Below are 18,876 nucleotides of genomic sequence, written 5' to 3' on the forward strand. Positions count from 1 at the left end.
GAAGCTCTCAGGTTCCGATGACAGAGGGGGAGGCCGTCCGGGTACGTACGCCCGGGCCGCCGGCCCCGTGGGACGCCGGCGTCCCGATTGTGCGAGCCCCCACCGGTCCGTGACCAGGAGGCCTCAAGCGCCATGAATGCCGACCAGACGATCGGGAGCCCCCGTGTGGCGACCGTGGCCAGCCTTGCCCAGCTGGAGCAGGCCAGCCCCTTCGAGAACCGCCACATCGGCCCGGACCGGGCCGAGCAGGACAAGATGCTGGCCCACGTCGGCTTCGGCTCGCTGGACGAGCTGACCGCCGCCGCCGTCCCCGAGGCCATCCGCAGTCTGCAGGGGCTGGACCTGCCCGGGGCGCGCTCGGAGCCCCAGGTGCTCGCCGAGCTGCGTGAGCTGGCGGGGCGCAACCAGGTGCTGGCGCCGATGATCGGGCTGGGCTACCACGGCACCTTCACCCCGCCGGTGATCCTGCGCAATGTGCTGGAGAACCCGGCGTGGTACACCGCCTACACCCCCTACCAGCCGGAGATCTCGCAGGGCCGGCTGGAGGCGCTGCTGAACTTCCAGACCGTGGTCGCCGACCTCACCGGCCTGCCCACCTCCGGTGCCTCGCTGCTCGACGAGGGAACCGCCGCCGCCGAGGCCATGGCGCTCTCGCGCCGCATGGGCAAGGTGAAGAACGGCGTCTTCCTGGTGGACGCGGACACCCTGCCGCAGACCATCGCCGTGATCGAGACCCGCGCCGAGCCCACCGGCGTCGAGGTGGTCGTCGCCGACCTCTCCGCGGGCATCCCCGCGGAGGCCGCCGAGCGCGGTGTCTTCGGTGTGCTGCTGCAGTACCCCGGCGCCTCTGGCGTCGTCCGTGATCTTGCTCCTGTGATCGAGCAGGCCCACGGGCTGGGCGCGGTGGTCACCGTCGCCGCCGACCTGCTGGCGCTCACCCTGCTGACCTCCCCGGGTGAGCTGGGCGCCGACATCGCGGTGGGCACCACCCAGCGCTTCGGTGTCCCCATGGGCTTCGGCGGCCCGCACGCGGGCTACATGGCGGTCCGCGCCGAGTACGCCCGCAGCCTGCCCGGCCGCCTGGTCGGCGTCTCGGTGGACGCCGACGGCAACCGCGCCTACCGGCTGGCGCTGCAGACCCGTGAGCAGCACATCCGCCGGGAGAAGGCCACCAGCAACATCTGCACCGCTCAGGTGCTGCTCGCGGTGATGGCGTCGATGTACGCGGTCTACCACGGCCCCGACGGCCTGGCCGACATCGCCCGCCGTACCCACCGCTATGCGGCGGTGCTCGCGCAGGGGCTGCGTTCCGGTGGCGTCGAGGTGGTGCACGGGGCGTTCTTTGACACCGTGACCGCCCGGGTCCCGGGCCGGGCCGCCGAGGTGGTCGCCGCCGCCCGCGAGGGCGGGGTCAACCTGCGTCTGGTCGACGCCGACCTGGTCGGCATCGCCTGCGACGAGACCACCGGCCGTGAGCAGCTCGCCGCGGTGTGGGCCGCCTTCGGTGTGACCGCCGGCGACGCGGACGCGCTGGACACGGCCGCGGGCGAGGTGCTGCCGGAGGCGCTGCTGCGCACCGACGAGTATCTGACCCACCCGGTGTTCCACAGCCACCGCTCGGAGACCGGGATGCTGCGGTACCTGCGGCGGCTGGCGGACCGCGACTACGCGCTGGACCGCGGCATGATCCCGCTGGGCTCGTGCACCATGAAGCTCAACGCCACCACCGAGATGGAGCCGATCACCTGGCCGGAGTTCGGCCAGATCCACCCCTTCGCGCCGGTGGAGCAGGCGGACGGCTACCTCACCCTGATCCGTGAGCTGGAGCAGCGCCTAGCCGAGGTCACCGGTTACGACGCGGTCTCCCTGCAGCCCAACGCGGGCTCCCAGGGCGAGCTGGCGGGCCTGCTGGCCGTGCGTGCGTACCATCGCGCCAACGGGCAGCAGCAGCGCGACGTGTGCCTGATCCCGTCGTCCGCGCACGGCACCAACGCCGCCTCCGCGGTGATGGCCGGTATGCGTGTGGTGGTGGTGAAGACCGGCGCCGACGGCGACGTGGACGTGGCCGACCTGCATGCCAAGATCGAGCTGCACCGTGATGCGCTGGCTGTGCTGATGGTCACCTACCCCTCGACGCACGGTGTCTTCGAGGACAACATCACCGACATCTGCGCCACCGTGCACGACGCGGGCGGCCAGGTGTACGTGGACGGTGCCAACCTCAACGCGCTGGTGGGCCTGGCCAAGCCGGGCCGGTTCGGCGCGGACGTCTCGCACCTGAACCTGCACAAGACCTTCTGCATCCCGCACGGCGGCGGCGGCCCCGGGGTGGGCCCGGTGGCGGTGCGCGCCCACCTGGCGCCGTACCTGCCCAACCACCCGCTGCAGCCGCAGGCCGGTCCGGAGAGCGGGGTCGGCCCGATCTCGGCGGCGCCCTGGGGCTCCGCCGCGATCCTGCCGATCTCCTGGGCCTATGTGCGGCTGATGGGCGGTGAGGGTCTGCGCCGCGCGACCCAGGTCGCGGTGCTCAGCGCCAACTATGTCGCCAAGCGGCTCGCACCGTACTACCCGGTGCTCTACACCGGCCCCGGCGGGCTGGTGGCGCACGAGTGCATCATCGACCTGCGGCCGCTGACCAAGGCGACCGGGGTGTCGGTGGACGATGTGGCCAAGCGCCTGATCGACTACGGGTTCCACGCGCCGACCATGTCGTTCCCGGTGGCCGGGACGCTGATGATCGAGCCGACCGAGAGCGAGGACCTGGTCGAACTCGACCGGTTCTGCGAGGCGATGATCGCCATCCGTGCGGAGATCGAGAAGGTCGGCGCGGGTGAGTGGCCGGCCGAGGACAACCCGCTGTGCAACGCCCCGCACACCGCGGCGGCGCTGACCGGGGAGTGGGCGCACGCGTACGGGCGCCAGGAGGCGGTCTTCCCGCAGGGTGTCAACCCGGCGGACAAGTACTGGCCGCCGGTGCGCAGGATCGACGGCGCCTTCGGCGACCGCAACCTGGTCTGCTCCTGCCCGCCGATGGACTCCTACGGAGTCTGAGCAGGGCAGGGCGCACGGCGCACACCAGGGGCGCGGAGTGCCATGCGGAGCCTGCTACTTCGGTAGCGGGCCGAGCGTGGCGCTCCGCGCCCCTGGCCGGAGTGCGGGGTGGGCGGTGCGCCGCCCCCTCGTGCCCCCGGGGGGCTTCAGGCCGCGCCGACGACGGCCAGCGAGCGGTGAGGCGCGATCACCCGGCCGTCGGGGAGCAGCTCACCGGTGTCGTCGAAGACCAGGACGCCGTTGCACAGCAGGCTCCAGCCCTGCTCGGGGTGGCAGGCAACGGGTCGGGCCGCTTCGCGGTCCGGCGAGTCGGCCGATGGGCACTGGGGTCGGTGCTGGCACATTGTCGTACCCTCGCTTCGCAGGTTTCCGGTCGCCGCGCGGAGGTTCGCCGCCAGGTACCGGGAATCACTCTCCCGGCGAGGTGTGAGCCGTCCGCTCACGGGGTAGGACAACTCACTTTCCGCGCTGGTTCCCAGTGTCTGCATCCGGGGACCGTCCCGCAGCCGTTTGGTGACATGCACCACAGTGCAGCCCCCTGAGATCACCCGTTCGGATGCCTTGGATGCGCGCCGCCCCCCGTTTGGGGCCATGCTGCCCCCGCCCGTCCGGGTCAGACCGGAGCCACCTCACCGCCCCGCGACGGTGAGGGCGTCCGGGTCTGCGGGCGGCACACCGGTGGCGCCCTGCGCGGGGGAGAGACCGCCCGGCGGAACAGACGCAGCAGCTCCCCGGCCGGGTAGACGCGGTGCGCCGCGATGCCCAGCGGTGCCGGGGCCAGCGGGATCAGCAGATCGGTGCCGCCGGGCCGCAGCGCGTGCAGCCACAGCGCGGCGGTGTACAGCGACGGCACGGACAGCAGCCGCGGCTCGTACGGCCCGGCCGAGCCGGCAGCGGCGCGGCGTGCCTGCTGCAGTGCGCGCAGCGTCGCCACCAGGTACGGCCCCTCGGCGAAGTGCGAGAAGGCGTGGCCGTCCGCCGTCTCCTGGGTCTCCGCCGCAGCGACCACCTCGTCCCCGCAGCTGATCAGGAACCGCCAGCCGGTGCGGGGCGCCGCCGCCAGCGCCACGCCGGGCCGCAGCAGATGGACGGCCAGCGGGTGCTGGGGCACGGGTGGATGTGCCGTGTCGGGCGTCCGCAGCGCCGGCGTGGTGACGTGCCGCAGCGCGGTGGGTGAGACAAGGGCGGTGAGGACGGAGCGCAGCGCTCCGTCGGGAGGCTGGGGGAGCTGCAAGGTCATGTGGGTCGCCTCTCCGGTAGAGATCGGCGTGCAGGCGCTGAGCGAGGGTTGCCGTTCGGTGCCGGGCGAGCAGCGGTGCGCCGGCGGCGGCGGGCGGGCCTGGGAGGCCGGGCGGGCCGGGGCCGGGGCGCGGGCGGAGACTTCCGGCAGTGACTCTTGTATGGCGGACCGGGGCCCGGCGCAAGAGGACGTCCCTGCCCTTTGTTCCCGGATCAGCGGATCTCACGCGTACCGGGCAGGTCGGGTGGTGTGATCCGCCGGGGGACGGAAAGGTGTCCCGCCGCAGCCCGACGGCCCGGCTATCGATCATTCGGCCTGGGCATGATGCAGGCACGGTGCAGCGAGGAGGGATGGCGCCCATGGGCGAGAAGGTCGCGGCCACTGGTTCCGACCTGTCCGACCGGCAGCTCTACCGCAGAAAGCTCAGGACCTGCCTGGAGGCGCTGGAGCGGATGCTGCGGGAGAAGCGGTTCGACCGTCCGCGGGCCGTCATGGGTCTGGAGATCGAACTCAACCTCGCCGACGACCAGGGCCTGCCGGTGATGCGCAACGAGCAGGTGCTGCAGGCGATCGCCAGCCCGGACTTCCAGACCGAGCTGGGGCAGTTCAACATCGAGGTGAACATCGCGCCGCACCGGCTGGGCGGCCGGGTCTTCGAGGAGCTGCGCGAGGAGATCGACACCGGGCTGCGCTACGCGGACCGCAAGGCGGCCGAGGTGGGCGCGCGGATCGTGATGGTGGGGGTGCTGCCCACGCTGACCAACGATCACGCGGTGCTGGACAACATGTCGCGCAATGACCGCTACAGCCTGCTCAACGACCAGATACTGGCCGCCCGCGGCGAGGACATCGCGTTGGACATCGACGGGGTGGAGCGGTTGGAGGTGGAGTCGGCGTCGATCGTCGCGGAGGCCGCCTGCACCTCGCTGCAGCTCCATCTGCAGGTGACGCCCGAGCGGTTCCCCGCGGTGTGGAACGCGGCGCAGGCGCTGTCCGGCGCCCAGGTGGCGGTGGGCGCCAACTCGCCGTTCCTGTTCGGCCGGGAGCTGTGGCGCGAGACCCGGCCGGTGCTGTTCGAGCAGGCCTGCGACACCCGCCCGGAGGAGCTGAAGGCGCAGGGGGTGCGGCCGATCACCTGGTTCGGCGAGCGGTGGGTGGACTCGGCGCTGGAGCTCTTCGAGGAGAACGTCCGCTACTTCCCGTCGCTGCTGCCGATCTGCGACGACGAGGACCCGGTGAAGGTGCTGGCGTCCGGCGGGGTGCCGCACCTGGCCGAACTGCGGCTGCACAACGGCACCATCTACCGCTGGAACCGCCCCGTCTACGACGTCGCCGACGGGATGCCGCACCTCAGGGTGGAGAACCGGGTGCTGCCGGCCGGGCCGACGGTTGCCGACACCCTCGCCAACACGGCGTTCTACTACGGCCTGGTGCGTTCACTGGCGGAGCAGCAGCGACCGGTGTGGACGCGGCTGCCGTTCGCGCTGGCGTCGGAGAACTTCCATGCCGCGGCGCGGGCGGGCATCGACGCCGTGCTGCACTGGCCGAAGGCGGGGCGCGGGGGGCGGCTGGGGCCGCCGGTGCGGGTGCCGGCGGTGGAGCTGGTGCTGGAGGAGCTGCTGCCGCTGGCCGCGCAGGGGCTGGACGCCTGGGGGGTGGAGGCCGCGGACCGGGACCGCTACCTGGGCATCGTGGAGGCCCGCTGCCGGCTGCGGACCAACGGCGCCGCCTGGCAGAGCGCGACCTTCCACCACTTCCGGGACCGCTACGGGCAGGACCGGGCGTCGGCGCTGGCGGCGATGACCCGGCGGTACATGGAGTACATGCGCAGCGGCGAGCCGGTGCACACCTGGCCGGTGGGCTGAACCGGCGGGGTGCGGGGGGCGTCAACGGCTGTGGAATGATGATCTGCCCGGCCCCTCTGTGTCTGTTGGAGCCCCCTTGACCACCATCGAAGACACCGCGCAGGCTCCCGCGGTCCCCCGGCGGCTGCTCGGTCAGGAACTGGTCATCGTGCTGGCCCTGTCGCTGGGTGCCAGCGGCCTGAGCGCGCTGATCAGCTTCATCGGGTCGCTCACCCGCCGCGCCGCGCTCAAGCAGCAGACCGCGACCCTCAACGGCTCGCTGGCGCCCGGCCGTCCCTGGCTCGACCTGGCGTGGCAGCTGTTCGACATCGGCACCGCCCTGGTACCCGTCGCCCTGGTCGCGCATCTGCTGCTGCGGGAGGGGTCCTCGGTGCGGGCACTGGGCCTGGACCTCGCCCACCGCTGGTCCGACCTGCGGCGCGGTACGGCGGTGGCCGCGCTGATCGGCGGCTCCGGGCTCGCCCTGTACCTGGCTGCCCGCGCCTCGGGGGCCAACCTCACCGTGGTGCCGTCCTCGCTGCCCGACGTGTGGTGGCGCATCCCCGTCCTGGTGGCCTCCGCCTGGCAGAACGCCATGGTGGAGGAGGTCATCGTGGTGGGCTATCTGCTGCGCCGCCTCGCCCAGCTCGGCTGGTCCTGGCCGGCCGCGCTGGTCGCCAGCTCGCTGCTGCGCGGCTCCTACCACCTCTACCAGGGCGTCGGCGGCTTCGCCGGCAATGTGGTGATGGGTGTGGTCTTCTGCCTGCTCTACCGCCGCTGGGGGCGGGTGATGCCGCTGCTGGTGGCGCACGCCCTGATCGACACGGTGGCGTTTGTGGGCTACACCGCTCTGGCGGGGCATGTGGGGTGGCTTCCCACCGGGTGACCGCTTCTGCGGTCAGCCGGGCGGTACGGACGGAGGCGGGTGCGGACGGAGGCAGGGACGGCGGTGCGGGAGCAGACGCAGGCGCGGGCGATGCTCGACCAGGCGTGGGCGCGGCTGGGCGGGGAGCCGTCGTCCGTGGAGCGTATCCGCTGGACCGGGCCGGAGGGGCTGCTGCCCGCCGGGCTGCCGGTCGCCGCGCTGGCCGCGGCGAGCGTCGGCGCCGCCGCACTGGCCGCCGCCGAACTCGCCGCGGTGCGCACCGGACACCCCGCCGCCCCGCCGGCGGCCACGGTCGACGCCGCCGCTGTGGCGACCGCGTTCGCCAGCGAGCGGCAGCTGCGGGCCGACGGCGCCGCCTGGGACACCTGGGCGCCGTTGTCCCGCTTCTGGCCCGCCGCCGACGGGTGGGTCCGCACCCACGCCAACTACCCCCACCACCGCGAGCGGCTGCTCGCGGCCCTGGAGGTGCCCGACAGCCCCGGGGACGACCTCGCCCGGGCGGTCGCCGCGGCCGTCGCCGCGCAGCCCGCCGAGGTGACCGCGGCCCGGGTCACCGCGGCGGGCGGGCTGGCCGTCGGCGTCCGGGAGCCGCGGGAGTGGGCCGGCCATCCGCAGGGCGCCGCGGTGGCGGCGATGCCGCTGCTGCGGCTGGACCGGGTCGGGGACGCACCCCCCGCCGTGCTGGGCCCGCTGCCGCAGAGCGGGCCGCTGCTCCCGGCCGCCGGGATGCGGGTGCTGGACCTCACCCGGGTGATCGCCGGGCCGGTGGGCACCCGCACCCTCGGCCTGCTGGGCGCCGACGTCCTGCGGATCGACAGCCCCCGGCTGCCCGAGATCCCCGAGCAGCACCTGGACACCGGCTTCGGCAAGCGCTCCGCACTGCTGGACCTGGAGCACCGCGCGGACCGGGAGCGCCTGGAGGAGCTGATGGAGGGCGCCGACGCCGTGGTCACCGGCTACCGGCCCGGTGCGCTGGACCGTCACGGCCTCGCCCCGGACGCACTGCTGGAACGGCACCCGCAGCTGACCGTCGCCACGGTCAGCGCCTGGAGCGAGGCCGGGCCGTGGGCGGGACGGCGCGGCTTCGACAGCCTGGTGCAGACCGCCACCGGCATCGCCCGGCTGCAGGCCGCGCCGGACGGCACCCCCGGCGCGCTGCCCGTCCAGGCCCTGGACCACGGCACCGGGTATCTGCTGGCCGCCGCGGTACTGCGGGCCCGGACCGGCAAGGCCGCCGAGGGCGGCGGCCGGATCGCCCGGCTCTCCCTGGCGCAGACCGCCGCCTGGCTGCTGCGCCAGCCCCGTACCGGGTCCCGCACCCAGGGTCCCGCCCTGGACGCCGGGCCCCACCTCGCCGAAGCGGACACACCGCTGGGGCGGATCCGCTACGCCCTGCCGCCGGTCGCCCTCGACGGCGGCCCCCGTGACTGGGCGCAGCCCGTGACGCCCTGGGGCTCCGCCGCTCCCGGGTGGCGCTGAGCCGCGCCCGCAGCTCGGCGGCCGGGGGCGGCTCGGCCCTCGAAGGGCTGCAGGGTGCCGTCGAGCACGGTGACCGCATGACCGGAGAGCAGCCCCCGGTCGCCCAGCAGCCGGGTGCGGACCAGCCTGGAGCGGGCGGAGGCCTGCAGGCCGGTGAGGGCGGTCCGGCCCGGGCGACGGCCGGGATCCCCGGGCGCGTCACCGGAGGGCGACCGGACCGGTCAGGATCGGAGAAGCGCCGGTCGCCGGGCCGCGCCTAGCCTGACGGCCATGGACATCAGCATTCACTGGACCTTCCTCCCGCACCACGACCCGGACGCCTCCCTGGCCTTCTACCGCGACGCCCTCGGCTTCGAGGTCCGCAACGACGTCGGGTCCGGCGCGATGCGCTGGATCACGGTGGGCCCCGCCGGCCGGCCGGGCACGTCCATCGTCCTGGAGCCGCCGGCCGCCGATCCGGCCGTCACCGAGGACGAGCGCCGCACCGTCGTCGCGATGATGGCCAAGGGCAGCTACGCCCGCCTCACCCTGGCCGCCGCCGACCTCGACGGCGTTTTCGCGCGGCTGCAGGCCGGTGGTGCCGAGGTCGTCCAGGAGCCGACGGTGCAGCCGTACGGCATCCGCGACTGCGCCTTCCGCGATCCTGCGGGCAACCTGATCCGCATCAACGAGCTCCGCTGAGCCGCCCGGCGGCCGCAGCCCCGACCCGCCGCCGGGGGCGGGCACCGCGAAGGCGGCCACCTGCGGTGCGGGTGGCGCCCCGCCCGGCGGCCGCCGGTGCCGCGCGGCCGGGGCCCGGGGCTGCACCGCCCGGAGTGACGCGGACACCGGTTGCGGCATCCCGGTTGTCGCACCGATGAGCCCGGTTGTCGCACCGATGAGGTAGACAGGGGACGCTGCCGCGACCGCGCCCACGCGGGGGAGGACCGGACGCCTCGACCGGTCCGGCCGAGCCGGGCGACGCCGAGGGGGACCGCGAAGGCGGCCCCGCCCGACAGATGGAGAGACGATGAGCAAGGCCACGAGGACGGACACGCAGTCGTCCGCGCCGCACGTTGCCGACAGCCACGACCTGATCCGCGTGCACGGTGCGCGCGAGAACAACCTCAAGGACGTCAGCATCGAGATCCCCAAGCGGCGGCTGACGGTGTTCACCGGTGTCTCCGGCTCGGGCAAGAGCTCGCTGGTGTTCAACACCATCGCCGCGGAGTCGCAGCGGCTGATCAACGAGACCTACAGCGCCTTCGTGCAGGGCTTCATGCCGACTCTGGCGCGGCCCGAGGTGGACGTCCTCGAGGGGCTGACCACCGTGATCACCGTCGACCAGCAGCGGATGGGGGCCGATCCCCGATCCACCGTCGGCACCGCCACCGACGCCAACGCGATGCTGCGGATCCTCTTCAGCCGGCTGGGTGAGCCGCACATCGGCCCGCCCAGCGCGTTCGCCTTCAATGTGCCCTCGGTGCGGGCGAGCGGCGCGATCACCGTCGAGCGCGGCGCCAAGAAGGCGGTGAAGGCGACGTTCACCCGCACCGGCGGCATGTGCACGCGCTGCGAAGGCCGCGGCAGCGTCTCCGACATCGACCTCACCCAGCTCTACGACGACTCCAAGTCGCTCGCGGAGGGCGCGTTCACCATCCCCGGCTGGAAGTCCGACAGCTTCTGGACCGTGCGGGTCTACGCCGAGTCGGGCCTGCTGGACCCCGACAAGCCGATCCGCGAGTTCACCGCGAAGGAGATGCAGGACTTCCTCCACCGGGAGCCGACCAAGGTGAAGGTCGAGGGTGTCAACCTCACCTACGAGGGGCTGATCCCCAAGATCCAGAAGTCGTTCCTGTCCAAGGACAAGGAGGCGCTGCAGCCGCACATCCGGGCTTTCGTGGAGCGGGCGGTCACCTTCACCACCTGCCCCGAGTGCGAGGGCACCCGGCTCAGCGAGGGGGCCCGGTCCTCCAGGGTCAACAAGCTCAGCATCGCCGACGCCTGCGCGATGCAGATCAGCGATCTGGCCGACTGGGTCCGCGCCCTGGAGGAGCCGTCGGTGGCGCCGCTGCTGGCCAAGCTGCTGCACACCCTTGAGTCGTTCGTGGAAATCGGCCTCGGCTATCTCTCCCTGGAGCGTCCGTCGGGCACGCTGTCGGGCGGTGAGGCGCAGCGCGTCAAGATGATCCGCCACCTCGGCTCCCCGCTGACCGACACCACCTATGTCTTCGACGAGCCCACCACGGGCCTGCACCCCCATGACATCCAGCGGATGAACGGCCTGCTGCTGCGCCTGCGGGACAAGGGCAACACGGTGCTGGTGGTGGAGCACAAGCCGGAGACGATCGCCATCGCCGACCATGTCGTCGACCTCGGCCCCGGCGCGGGTACCGCCGGTGGCACCGTCTGCTTCGAGGGCACCGTCGAGGGGCTGCGCACAGGCGGCACCGTCACCGGCCGTCACTTCGACGACCGGGCCTCGCTCAAGGAGACCGTGCGCAAGCCCGACGGTGTGCTTCCGGTCCGCGGCGCGAGCACCCACAACCTGCGCGACGTCGACGTCGACATCCCGCTCGGGGTGCTCACCGTCGTCACCGGGGTCGCCGGCTCCGGCAAGAGTTCGCTGGTGCACGGGTCGATCCCCGCCGGTGCGGGTGTGGTGTCGGTGGACCAGAGCGCGATCCGCGGGTCCAGGCGGAGCAACCCGGCGACGTACACCGGGCTGCTCGACCCGATCCGCAAGGCGTTCGCGAAGGCCAACGATGTGAAGCCGGCGCTGTTCAGCGCCAACTCCGAGGGCGCCTGCCCCACCTGCAACGGCGCCGGGGTGGTCTACACCGACCTGGCGATGATGGCCGGCGTCGCCACCACCTGCGAGGAGTGCGAGGGGAAGCGGTTCCAGGCAGCGGTGCTGGACTACCACCTCGGCGGCCGTGACATCAGCGAGGTACTGGCGATGTCGGTGACCGAGGCCGAGGAGTTCTTCGGCTCCGGGGAGGCGCACACCCCGGCCGCGCACCGCATTCTGGAGCGGCTCGCCGACGTCGGGCTCGGCTACCTGACGATCGGACAGCCGCTCACCACGCTGTCCGGCGGCGAGCGGCAGCGGCTCAAGCTGGCCACCCACATGGCTGAGAAGGGCGGCGTCTACGTCCTCGACGAGCCGACCGCGGGCCTGCATCTCGCCGATGTGGAGCAGCTGCTGGGCCTGCTGGACCGGCTCGTCGACTCCGGCAAGTCGGTCATCGTGGTCGAGCACCACCAGGCCGTCATGGCGCACGCGGACTGGATCATCGACCTCGGCCCCGGCGCGGGCCACGACGGCGGCCGGATCGTCTTCGAGGGCACCCCCGCCGACCTGGTCGCCGCCCGCTCCACCCTCACCGGCGAGCACCTGGCGGCCTACGTCGGTGCCTGACCGGAGTCCTGGCGCCGCCGCGGTGGTGGTCGGGATCGGCTGAGCGTCCGTCACCGAGGGGAGCCGGCCCGCACAGGCCCCGGCCGCGCCCGGCTCAGGGCCGGGCCGGCTCCCCCCTTGGACCGGACGTTTCCGCGCGGTCCGCCGCGGCACGGGCCTGCCTGGCCCGCGCCGCGCGCGTGGAATGCCCGATGCCCGGTCGGCGCCGGAAGCAGCCGTGCCCCGCCCCGCGCCCCCACCCGCAGCGAAGCGGTGCGATCATCCTCGGATGCGTGAGATCGACGAGCTGGCCGGGGTGGACGATCCGGCGTGGCCGGAGCTCGAGGGAATGCTTGCGGCAAGTTCCGTGCCCGTGGAGTTGCTGCCCGCCGACCGCGAAGAGGGGCGCCGATGCCTCGTGCAGATGCAGGTCACAGCCCGGTCCGTGCTGGGTGCCTTGGCCCTGAACACCGGGGGGTTGCTCCTGGACGACGGGTGGCTGCGGGTGTTCGGTGGTGGCTCAACCGGGACGCTGCCGAGCCTGGGGCAGGTCAACGGATTTCCTGCGGCCTTCGATCCCGGTTGGAATCCCGCGTCCGGTCTCGTCGTCGGCCACGACGTCGTGGGTGGGGTCTTCGCGCTGAACGGCCATGACCCGGCCGCAACGGGTCGCCCCGGGGCGCCAGGACAGATGACCTACTTCGCTCCCGACACGCTCGCGTGGGAGGCGTTGGAGATGGGCCACTCCGTGTGGGTCACCTGGGTGCTCTCGGGTGGCCTGGAGGCGTTCTGTGACGGGCTGCGCTGGCCTGGCTGGCGTGAGGAGGCCGCCGCCCTGGCACCCTCGCAGGGGATCGCCGTCTTTCCGTTCCTGTGGTCCGAGGAGGCTCATGCGGATCTCGCGGCCACGAGTCGACGGGCGGTCCCGATGCGTGAGGTCCTCGGGGTGGCAGCTGATGTCGCCGGACAGATGGGCCCGTGCGGTCCCGGGTTCCTCGGCGAGGTGTGAGTCGCCTCAGTCCGGCGTCGGTGGCCCGGTGCTTCGACCCGGCTACCGGACGTTCGCCGCCAGCCTCGGGCGCGGCCTGCCCAGCCGCTGACAGTCGGTCCACCGCCTCACAGGCCCGTCGGGTGGCCTCGAACGCCTGCCGGCTGTGCTCGTCCGGTCCTCCCAGGCCTGGGCGTCGACGGCCCGGCCGCGGCCGTCATCGAGGCGGCCGAAGCATTCCGGAGCGTGCCGACGCGCGCGCCGACCCTCTCGCCGGTGCAGCCGGACGCGCTGCGAGGCGGTCCCGGCCATCTGCGGATCGCGGTCCAACAGCAGCAGTTGGCCCCGCTTCAGCCCGGCTTGTCGCCGTCGAGACCGCGACCGTCATCGAAGCAGTACCGGCCCGCGAAGCCTTGCCTGCCATCGCCCACCGGGGGCCGTGAACCGGCTGCACGTGCTCGAACCGGACTTCCCAGCCTTCCAGCGGCACCCGACGACGCACCGTGTCCTCATCCAAGGCCCAGGTCGAAGGCGGTTGACGCCGCATCGCTGAACGCACCCGCCGCCGTCTCCGGCGTCCCTGTGGTCATCGGCCGATCCGCAGTGACAGAGAGTTGTCGACCGTCAGCTGTCAGTGGTGCGCCAGGCCAAGGTTCGGGGCAGGGACAGCGGGCGAGGGGGCGGGAAGTTCATTGACCGGCGACAGTTACCGATATATCGTCGAGTCATCGAGATGCAACGCTGACCGTACGAGAGCCGGAAAGGCGGCGATCGCCATGCGACCCGGATTCCCCTTCGACCCCAGCCACCTCCACCGCCCCGACCGTCCGGGGCGCCTGGCCTTCGGGCCCTTCCCGCCCCCGTTCGGCGGGCCCGGCGGCGGGCCCTTCGGGTTCGGCCCGCGCGGCCGCGGCCGGCACGGCGGGCGCGCCCGGCGCGGCAATGTCCGCGCCTCGCTGCTGGCGCTGCTCAGGGAGCGCCCCATGCACGGCTACGAGATGATCCAGGAGATCGCCGAGCGCACCTCTGGTGCCTGGCGTCCCAGCCCCGGCTCGGTCTACCCCACCCTCCAGATGCTGGAGGAGGAGGGGCTGATCAGCAGTCAGGAAAGCAGCGGCAAGCGGCTCTTCGAGCTCACCGACAGCGGCCGGGCCGAGGCCGAGGCCGGCGCCGAGGCCCCGTGGCAGGAGGCCGCCGGACCCGATGTGGACTGGGATGCGCTGCATGACGCGCGCAAGTCGGTGGGGGGCCTCCTGGAGGCGTTCCGCCAGGTGATGACGGCCGGCAGCCCCGAGCAGCGCACCAAGGCCGGGGCGGTCATCGCCGAGGCCCGCAAGAAGCTCTATCTGATCCTCGCCGAGGAGGACTGACCCAGGCCGAGCAGCCCGGCCGCCGGCGGCCGGGCCAGCAGCCGGTCCACATGCCACCGGCTCAGCCCCTCCTGGGGGTCCACCCGCAGCAGCAGCCGGTCGCGCCGCAGCCAGGAGCGGCGCACCAGCCGCGGCGGGATGACATCGTCGAGCCAGGCGAACGGCCGCCCTGCGGCGTGCCGCAGGATCGGCGCCCATTTGCGCGCCGAGAAGAGCTCCATCAGCGGCACCCGGGGGTCCCCCGGCTGCGGTCGGTACCCGCTCAGCCGCACCACGGGCAGCACCGGCAGGCCGAGCAGCGGTGCGATGTGGAGGTTGGCGTCGTCCTCCCAGGTGGTGGCCCACACCAGCTCGTAGCAGACTGCGAGCTCCCGCAGCCAGCGGCCGTGGCCGGCGGAGAGCAGCACCGTGTATCCGAGCAGGGTGTGCGCGTCGAAGCCGTCGTACGGGTCGGGGCGTGCCGGATTGAGCACCCCGTCGATGTCCAGGTAGAGCAGTGGTTTGGCCATCCCGTCCCCCGTCCGTGTGCACCTTCCCAGCGTTGGACGGCCCAGGGGCGGGGCGCGGTTGCGGCGCACGGGGGACCGGGCGGGGCGCACACCCCGGTGCGGGGCGTCCTGCGGCCGCCCGGCGCGCTGCCGTGGTGTGCGGCAGTATGGGCGGCGAAGCGACCTCCTGGGCTGCCCGTCCGGGGCGGGCGGGGCGCGGCGCGGTTCAAGGAGGCGGCGGGTGGAGGACACGGCGGCGGGGCCCGGATCCGGTGGTCGTACGGCGGTGCCGCTCGCGGACCTCCTGCGGGAGCGGCCGCCGATGGCCCGGGAGCTGCCCTCCTTCGACACCGGCCAGGTGCCCGCAGAGCCCGGCCCGCTCTTTGTGGAGTGGCTGCTGGGGGCGGTCCGGGCGGGCGTGCCCGACGCCCAGGTGGTCACCCTGAGCACGGTGGATGCCGACGGGCGCCCGGACGCCCGGGTGCTGGTGCTGCGCGATGTGGACGTGGAGCGCGGCGCCTGGTGGTTCGCCGCCGACGCGGACAGCCCCAAGGGCCGCCAGCTCGCGGCCACCCCCTGGGCGGCGCTCACGGTCTACTGGCCGCCGCTGGGCCGCCAGGTGCGGCTGCGCGGGCAGGTGCGCACCGCTGACGCCGGGCGGGCCGCCGCCGACTTCCGGCTGCGCAGCCCGGGAGCGCGTACCGGGGTCCTGGTCGGTCGGCAGAGTGAACGCCTGGGCGGCTCCGAGGAGTTGGCCGAGGCCTGGCGGGAGGCCGCGGAGGTACTGGAGCGGGATCCGCTGACGGTCGCGGCCGGCCACACCCTCTATGCGGTGCTCGCCGACGAGGTGGAGTTCTGGCAGGGCGCCCGCGACGGCCGGCACATCCGGCTCGCCTACACCCGCAACCCCGACACCAGCTGGCGGCGCGGCCTGCTGTGGCCCTGACGCCGGCCCTGCCCGGGCTCAGTCCAGCACACCGCGCAGAAAGGCCAGGGTGCGCCGCCAGGCGATACCGGCCTGCTCCGGGTCATGGGTGCCCAGCAGGTTCTCGTCGTTCATGAAGGCATGGCCGGCCGGATAGAAGTGGATCTCCGGTTTGCGGCCGGAGGCGGCCTCGATCCGCGCGGCGGCCTCGTCCACCTCGGCCATGGAGATCCTGCGGTCCTGCTCGGCGTAGTGGCCGAGCACCTCGGCGGTCAGCCCGCGGTAGTCGAAGCCGGGAGTGTCCGGCAGTCCGTAGAAGGGGACCGCCGCGGCCACCCGGTCGCCCTCCTGGGCGGCCAGCACCAGGGCGAACCCGCCGCCCATGCAGAAGCCCACCGTGCCCACCGCGTCCCCGGTGGCCGCGGGGTGCGCCAGCAGGAAGTCCACCGCCCCGCGCAGATCCCTGGCCGCCCGCTCCACCGGCAGCTGCTGCATGAGCCGCTGGGCCTCCTCGCGGTCGTGGGTGGTGGCGCCGCCGAAGAGGTCCGGTGCCAGCACGGTGAAGCCCTCCGCGGCGAACCGGTCGGCCATCTCCGCGATGTGCGAGGTCAGCCCCCACCACTCCTGGACGACCACCAGACCGGGGCCGGAGCCGGAGGGCGGCACCGCGAGATAGCCGTGCGCCTCGCCGCCGTTGCTCGGGAAGGTGACGTTCTGCCGGGAACCACCCGGGTCGGCCATTTGCCCCTCCTCAGGGACGGCATGTGCACGGCACGCGGGGCGGGTCGACCCGCGCCGACGATGGTATTAGCCCGCTGCCCGTCCCGCGCGCCACCACGCTGACCCCTTCGGGTGGCAGCGGGCCGCCCGTCCGCGCCGGCGTACGCCAGTACGGCGATGGTATCCATGGGTTGACGCACCGTCACCATGCGCAGCAGACTGCTCCATGCGTTCCCGTCAGGGTCGGCCTCCTCCCCACGGAGGAGCGCGTCCCGCGTCGGCCCTCCTCCCGGTGGATCCCGGGACGGTCCCCCGAGAGGACGACCGTGCCCGTGGCCGAGTGATGTGGTGGATACGTGCAGCCAGACTTCATTTGCACCACCCCGGCACCAGAGCTGCCCACCGCCCTGCGCTCAGTGGTGGCCGCGGCGCGCCGCAGAGCCGCCCGCGCCGGCGACGAGGAGGTCGACACCGGCCATCTGCTCCACTCGCTGCTGGAGTCCGACCCCGAGGCGCTCGCCGCCGCGGCTCCACTGCCGCACCAGGCCGCCCGGCTGATGGGCTATCTGGTGCAGCGCAGCATCGGCTTCGGCCGTGAGTGGCGGGGCACCGCCGAGCAGCGCACCCCGGGCCGCGGGCCCGCCGACGGGCGGCCCGAGCGGGACCCGGCCGCGCAGCCCCTGTGCAACGCGGCCGCAGCCGCGGCCCTGGAGCGGGCGGCCGGGCCTGCCGGAGCGCTGCCGCTGCTGGCGGCGCTGGCCGCGGACCCGGACAGCCGGGCCGTGCAGATACTCCTCGCCGCTGGCATCGATCCGATCGCGGTGCGGGCCCGCTGCGCGGGGGCCCGCCGCGGCGCCTAGGGTCTGCTCACCGGCCGACGCGGCCCGCGACCCCCGGCCCGCGACCCGGGCCGGGTCGCCCCGGTGGTGCACGGCAGGGGCGGTACCGCCCCACACGCGCCGGGTCGAGCGGTTCACGGTTCAGCCCATGGATTCCAGGGTTCGGCCGCGGGTCTCGCGGATGCACAGGGCCACGAACGGGATCGACAGCAGGGCGAAGCAGGCGTAGCCGGCGTAGGTGGCCGACAGGTTCCAGTCGGAGAGCGACGGGAAGCTGACGGTGATCGCCCAGTTGGCGAGCCACTGGGCGGAGGCGGCAACGCCCAGCGCCAGGGCGCGGATCCGGTTGGGGAACATCTCGCCGAGCAGCACCCACACCACCACGCCCCAGGAGAAGGCGAAGCAGAGCACGAAGAAGTGCGCCGCCACCAGCGCCACCGTCCCCTGGGCGCTGGGGATGTGCGCGCTGTGGCCGGTGCCGGTGCGGTACGAGAAGGCCCATGAGGCCACGGCCAGTGCGGCGGCCATGCCGGTGGAGCCGGCCAGCGCCAGCGGTTTGCGGCCGATCCGGTCGACCAGCGTCATGGCGATCACGGTGCCGACGATGTTGATGATCGAGGTGGACAGGCTGATCAGCAGGGAGCTGCTCTCGTTGATGCCGACCGACTGCCACAGCAGCGACGAGTAGTAGAAGATCACATTGATGCCGACGAACTGCTGGAAGACGGAGGCGCCGATGCCGACCCAGACGATGGGCAGCAGGCCGCCCCGACCGCCCGTCAGATCGCTCGGCCGGGCCCGCTGCTCGGTCGCCATCACCGAGCGGATCTCGGCGATCCGGGCGTCCAGGTCGGTGCCCGGGCCCTCCACCTCGGCGAGTACGTCGCGTGCCCTGGCCTCCCGGCCGGAGGCGATCAGATAGCGGGGGGACTCCGGGATGGCCAGCGACATCATGCCGTACACCAGGGCGGGGATCGTCTCCACGCCCAGCATCCAGCGCCAGGCCTCGATGCCGCCCAGCTTGCCGCTGGAGCTGCCGCCCGCGGCCTGGTTGATGGCGTAGTTGGCCAGCTGGGAGACGGCGATGCCCAGGACGATCGCCAGCTGCTGGAAGGAGCCGAGCCGCCCCCGGTAGGCGGCGGGGGCAACCTCCGCGATATAGGCGGGGGCGATCACCGAGGCGATGCCGATGGCGATGCCTCCGACCACCCGCCAGCCGGCCAGCGCGCCGATGTCCGGCGGGAACATCGAGCCCACTCCGCTGATCGCGAAGAGCACCGCGGCCAGCTGCATGATGCGGATGCGGCCGAACCGGTCGGCCAGCCAGCCCGCCACCGCGGCGCCGACGGCGGAGCCCAGCAGTGCGGCGGCGACGGTGGCGGCGGTGGTGGCGTCACTGACCGCGAAGTGCGACTTGATGCCGGTCACCGCGCCGTTGATCACCGCGCTGTCGTAGCCGAACAGGAACCCGCCCATGGCCGCGCTGGCGGCGATGAAGACCACATGGGCGAGCGGAGTCTCCGCGGCGGGCTGCTGCGCATGTGTGCTGCTGGTCAGGGTGGGCTCCCGGGGCCGGGGCGAGCCGCCCGGCCTCGGCCGGTCGACATGGTCCGCTCCCATGACACCAGGAAAGCGGACTTATCGCACGTATCACGGAGAATGGTGCG

Annotated in this window: 15 protein-coding genes and 1 pseudogene; 10 read left to right on the forward strand and 6 right to left on the reverse strand. The window is 73.4% G+C overall.

Going from position 1 to position 18,876, the window contains the following annotated elements; all coding sequences use genetic code 11:
• Positions 1 to 132 precede the first annotated feature (132 nt).
• A complete protein-coding gene (gene gcvP, locus AB0761_RS31695) occupies positions 133 to 3,051 on the forward strand; it encodes an aminomethyl-transferring glycine dehydrogenase (RefSeq protein WP_377272604.1) in 2,919 nt (972 codons plus the stop codon).
• A 146-nt stretch (positions 3,052 to 3,197) separates the two neighbouring features.
• On the opposite strand, the gene AB0761_RS31700 is transcribed toward gcvP, so the two are convergent.
• Complete coding sequence (locus AB0761_RS31700; protein WP_377272605.1) at positions 3,198 to 3,395, reverse strand: DUF5999 family protein; 198 nt, start codon at positions 3,393 to 3,395, stop codon at positions 3,198 to 3,200.
• Positions 3,396 to 3,664: 269 nt separating this feature from the next.
• On the reverse strand, positions 3,665 to 4,291 hold the full coding sequence (locus AB0761_RS31705) for a hypothetical protein (protein ID WP_377272606.1): 627 nt from the start codon (positions 4,289 to 4,291) through the stop codon (positions 3,665 to 3,667).
• A gap of 359 nt (positions 4,292 to 4,650) precedes the next feature.
• On the opposite strand from AB0761_RS31705, the gene AB0761_RS31710 reads away from it, so the two are divergent.
• From AB0761_RS31710 to AB0761_RS31720, 3 genes are all read left to right on the forward strand, one after another.
• Positions 4,651 to 6,156: a glutamate--cysteine ligase gene (locus AB0761_RS31710; protein WP_377272607.1), complete on the forward strand. Its 1,506-nt coding sequence runs from the start codon at positions 4,651 to 4,653 to the stop codon at positions 6,154 to 6,156.
• 76 nt (positions 6,157 to 6,232) lie between these two features.
• Positions 6,233 to 7,021: a CPBP family intramembrane glutamic endopeptidase gene (locus AB0761_RS31715; protein ID WP_377272608.1), complete on the forward strand. Its 789-nt coding sequence runs from the start codon at positions 6,233 to 6,235 to the stop codon at positions 7,019 to 7,021.
• Positions 7,022 to 7,111: 90 nt separating this feature from the next.
• Positions 7,112 to 8,500: a CoA transferase gene (locus tag AB0761_RS31720; protein ID WP_377274440.1), complete on the forward strand. Its 1,389-nt coding sequence runs from the start codon at positions 7,112 to 7,114 to the stop codon at positions 8,498 to 8,500.
• Positions 8,501 to 8,550: 50 nt separating this feature from the next.
• Here AB0761_RS31720 and AB0761_RS31725 read toward each other — a convergent pair.
• Positions 8,551 to 8,676, reverse strand: a pseudogene (locus AB0761_RS31725) (oxidoreductase); the annotation flags it as partial.
• A gap of 94 nt (positions 8,677 to 8,770) precedes the next feature.
• Here AB0761_RS31725 and AB0761_RS31730 point away from each other — a divergent pair.
• From AB0761_RS31730 to AB0761_RS31745, 4 genes are all read left to right on the forward strand, one after another.
• Positions 8,771 to 9,181 carry a VOC family protein gene (locus tag AB0761_RS31730; RefSeq protein WP_377272609.1) on the forward strand — a complete coding sequence of 137 codons (411 nt, stop codon included), beginning with the start codon at positions 8,771 to 8,773 and terminating at the stop codon, positions 9,179 to 9,181.
• 328 nt (positions 9,182 to 9,509) lie between these two features.
• Positions 9,510 to 11,900 (forward strand): ATP-binding cassette domain-containing protein, encoded by a 2,391-nt coding sequence (locus AB0761_RS31735; protein WP_377272610.1) that lies wholly within the window; start codon positions 9,510 to 9,512, stop codon positions 11,898 to 11,900.
• Positions 11,901 to 12,168: 268 nt separating this feature from the next.
• A complete protein-coding gene (locus tag AB0761_RS31740; RefSeq protein ID WP_377272611.1) occupies positions 12,169 to 12,888 on the forward strand; it encodes a DUF2625 family protein in 720 nt (239 codons plus the stop codon).
• Between the two features lie 755 nt (positions 12,889 to 13,643).
• Positions 13,644 to 14,237: a PadR family transcriptional regulator gene (locus tag AB0761_RS31745; protein WP_377272612.1), complete on the forward strand. Its 594-nt coding sequence runs from the start codon at positions 13,644 to 13,646 to the stop codon at positions 14,235 to 14,237.
• Here the strand turns inward: AB0761_RS31745 and AB0761_RS31750 are convergent.
• Positions 14,210 to 14,746 (reverse strand): HAD domain-containing protein, encoded by a 537-nt coding sequence (locus AB0761_RS31750; protein ID WP_377272613.1) that lies wholly within the window; start codon positions 14,744 to 14,746, stop codon positions 14,210 to 14,212. The two genes, AB0761_RS31745 and AB0761_RS31750, sit on opposite strands and share 28 nt — an antisense overlap.
• A 220-nt stretch (positions 14,747 to 14,966) precedes the next feature.
• On the opposite strand from AB0761_RS31750, the gene AB0761_RS31755 reads away from it, so the two are divergent.
• On the forward strand, positions 14,967 to 15,671 hold the full coding sequence (locus tag AB0761_RS31755) for a pyridoxal 5'-phosphate synthase (RefSeq protein ID WP_377272614.1): 705 nt from the start codon (positions 14,967 to 14,969) through the stop codon (positions 15,669 to 15,671).
• Between the two features lie 18 nt (positions 15,672 to 15,689).
• On the opposite strand, the gene AB0761_RS31760 is transcribed toward AB0761_RS31755, so the two are convergent.
• Positions 15,690 to 16,391, reverse strand: coding sequence for a dienelactone hydrolase family protein (locus tag AB0761_RS31760; RefSeq protein ID WP_377272615.1), 702 nt, complete (start codon positions 16,389 to 16,391; stop codon positions 15,690 to 15,692).
• A 335-nt stretch (positions 16,392 to 16,726) separates the two neighbouring features.
• Between AB0761_RS31760 and AB0761_RS31765 the strand changes: the two genes are divergently transcribed.
• Positions 16,727 to 17,230, forward strand: coding sequence for a Clp protease N-terminal domain-containing protein (locus AB0761_RS31765; RefSeq protein ID WP_377272616.1), 504 nt, complete (start codon positions 16,727 to 16,729; stop codon positions 17,228 to 17,230).
• A 120-nt stretch (positions 17,231 to 17,350) separates the two neighbouring features.
• Here the strand turns inward: AB0761_RS31765 and AB0761_RS31770 are convergent, their stop codons facing one another.
• The gene (locus tag AB0761_RS31770) at positions 17,351 to 18,829 is read right to left on the reverse strand and encodes a sugar porter family MFS transporter (protein WP_377272617.1); all 1,479 of its coding nucleotides are present in this window, start codon (positions 18,827 to 18,829) and stop codon (positions 17,351 to 17,353) included.
• Positions 18,830 to 18,876 lie beyond the last annotated feature (47 nt).

Source organism: Peterkaempfera podocarpi (assembly GCF_042466665.1).
Classification (GTDB): domain Bacteria; phylum Actinomycetota; class Actinomycetes; order Streptomycetales; family Streptomycetaceae; genus Peterkaempfera; species Peterkaempfera podocarpi.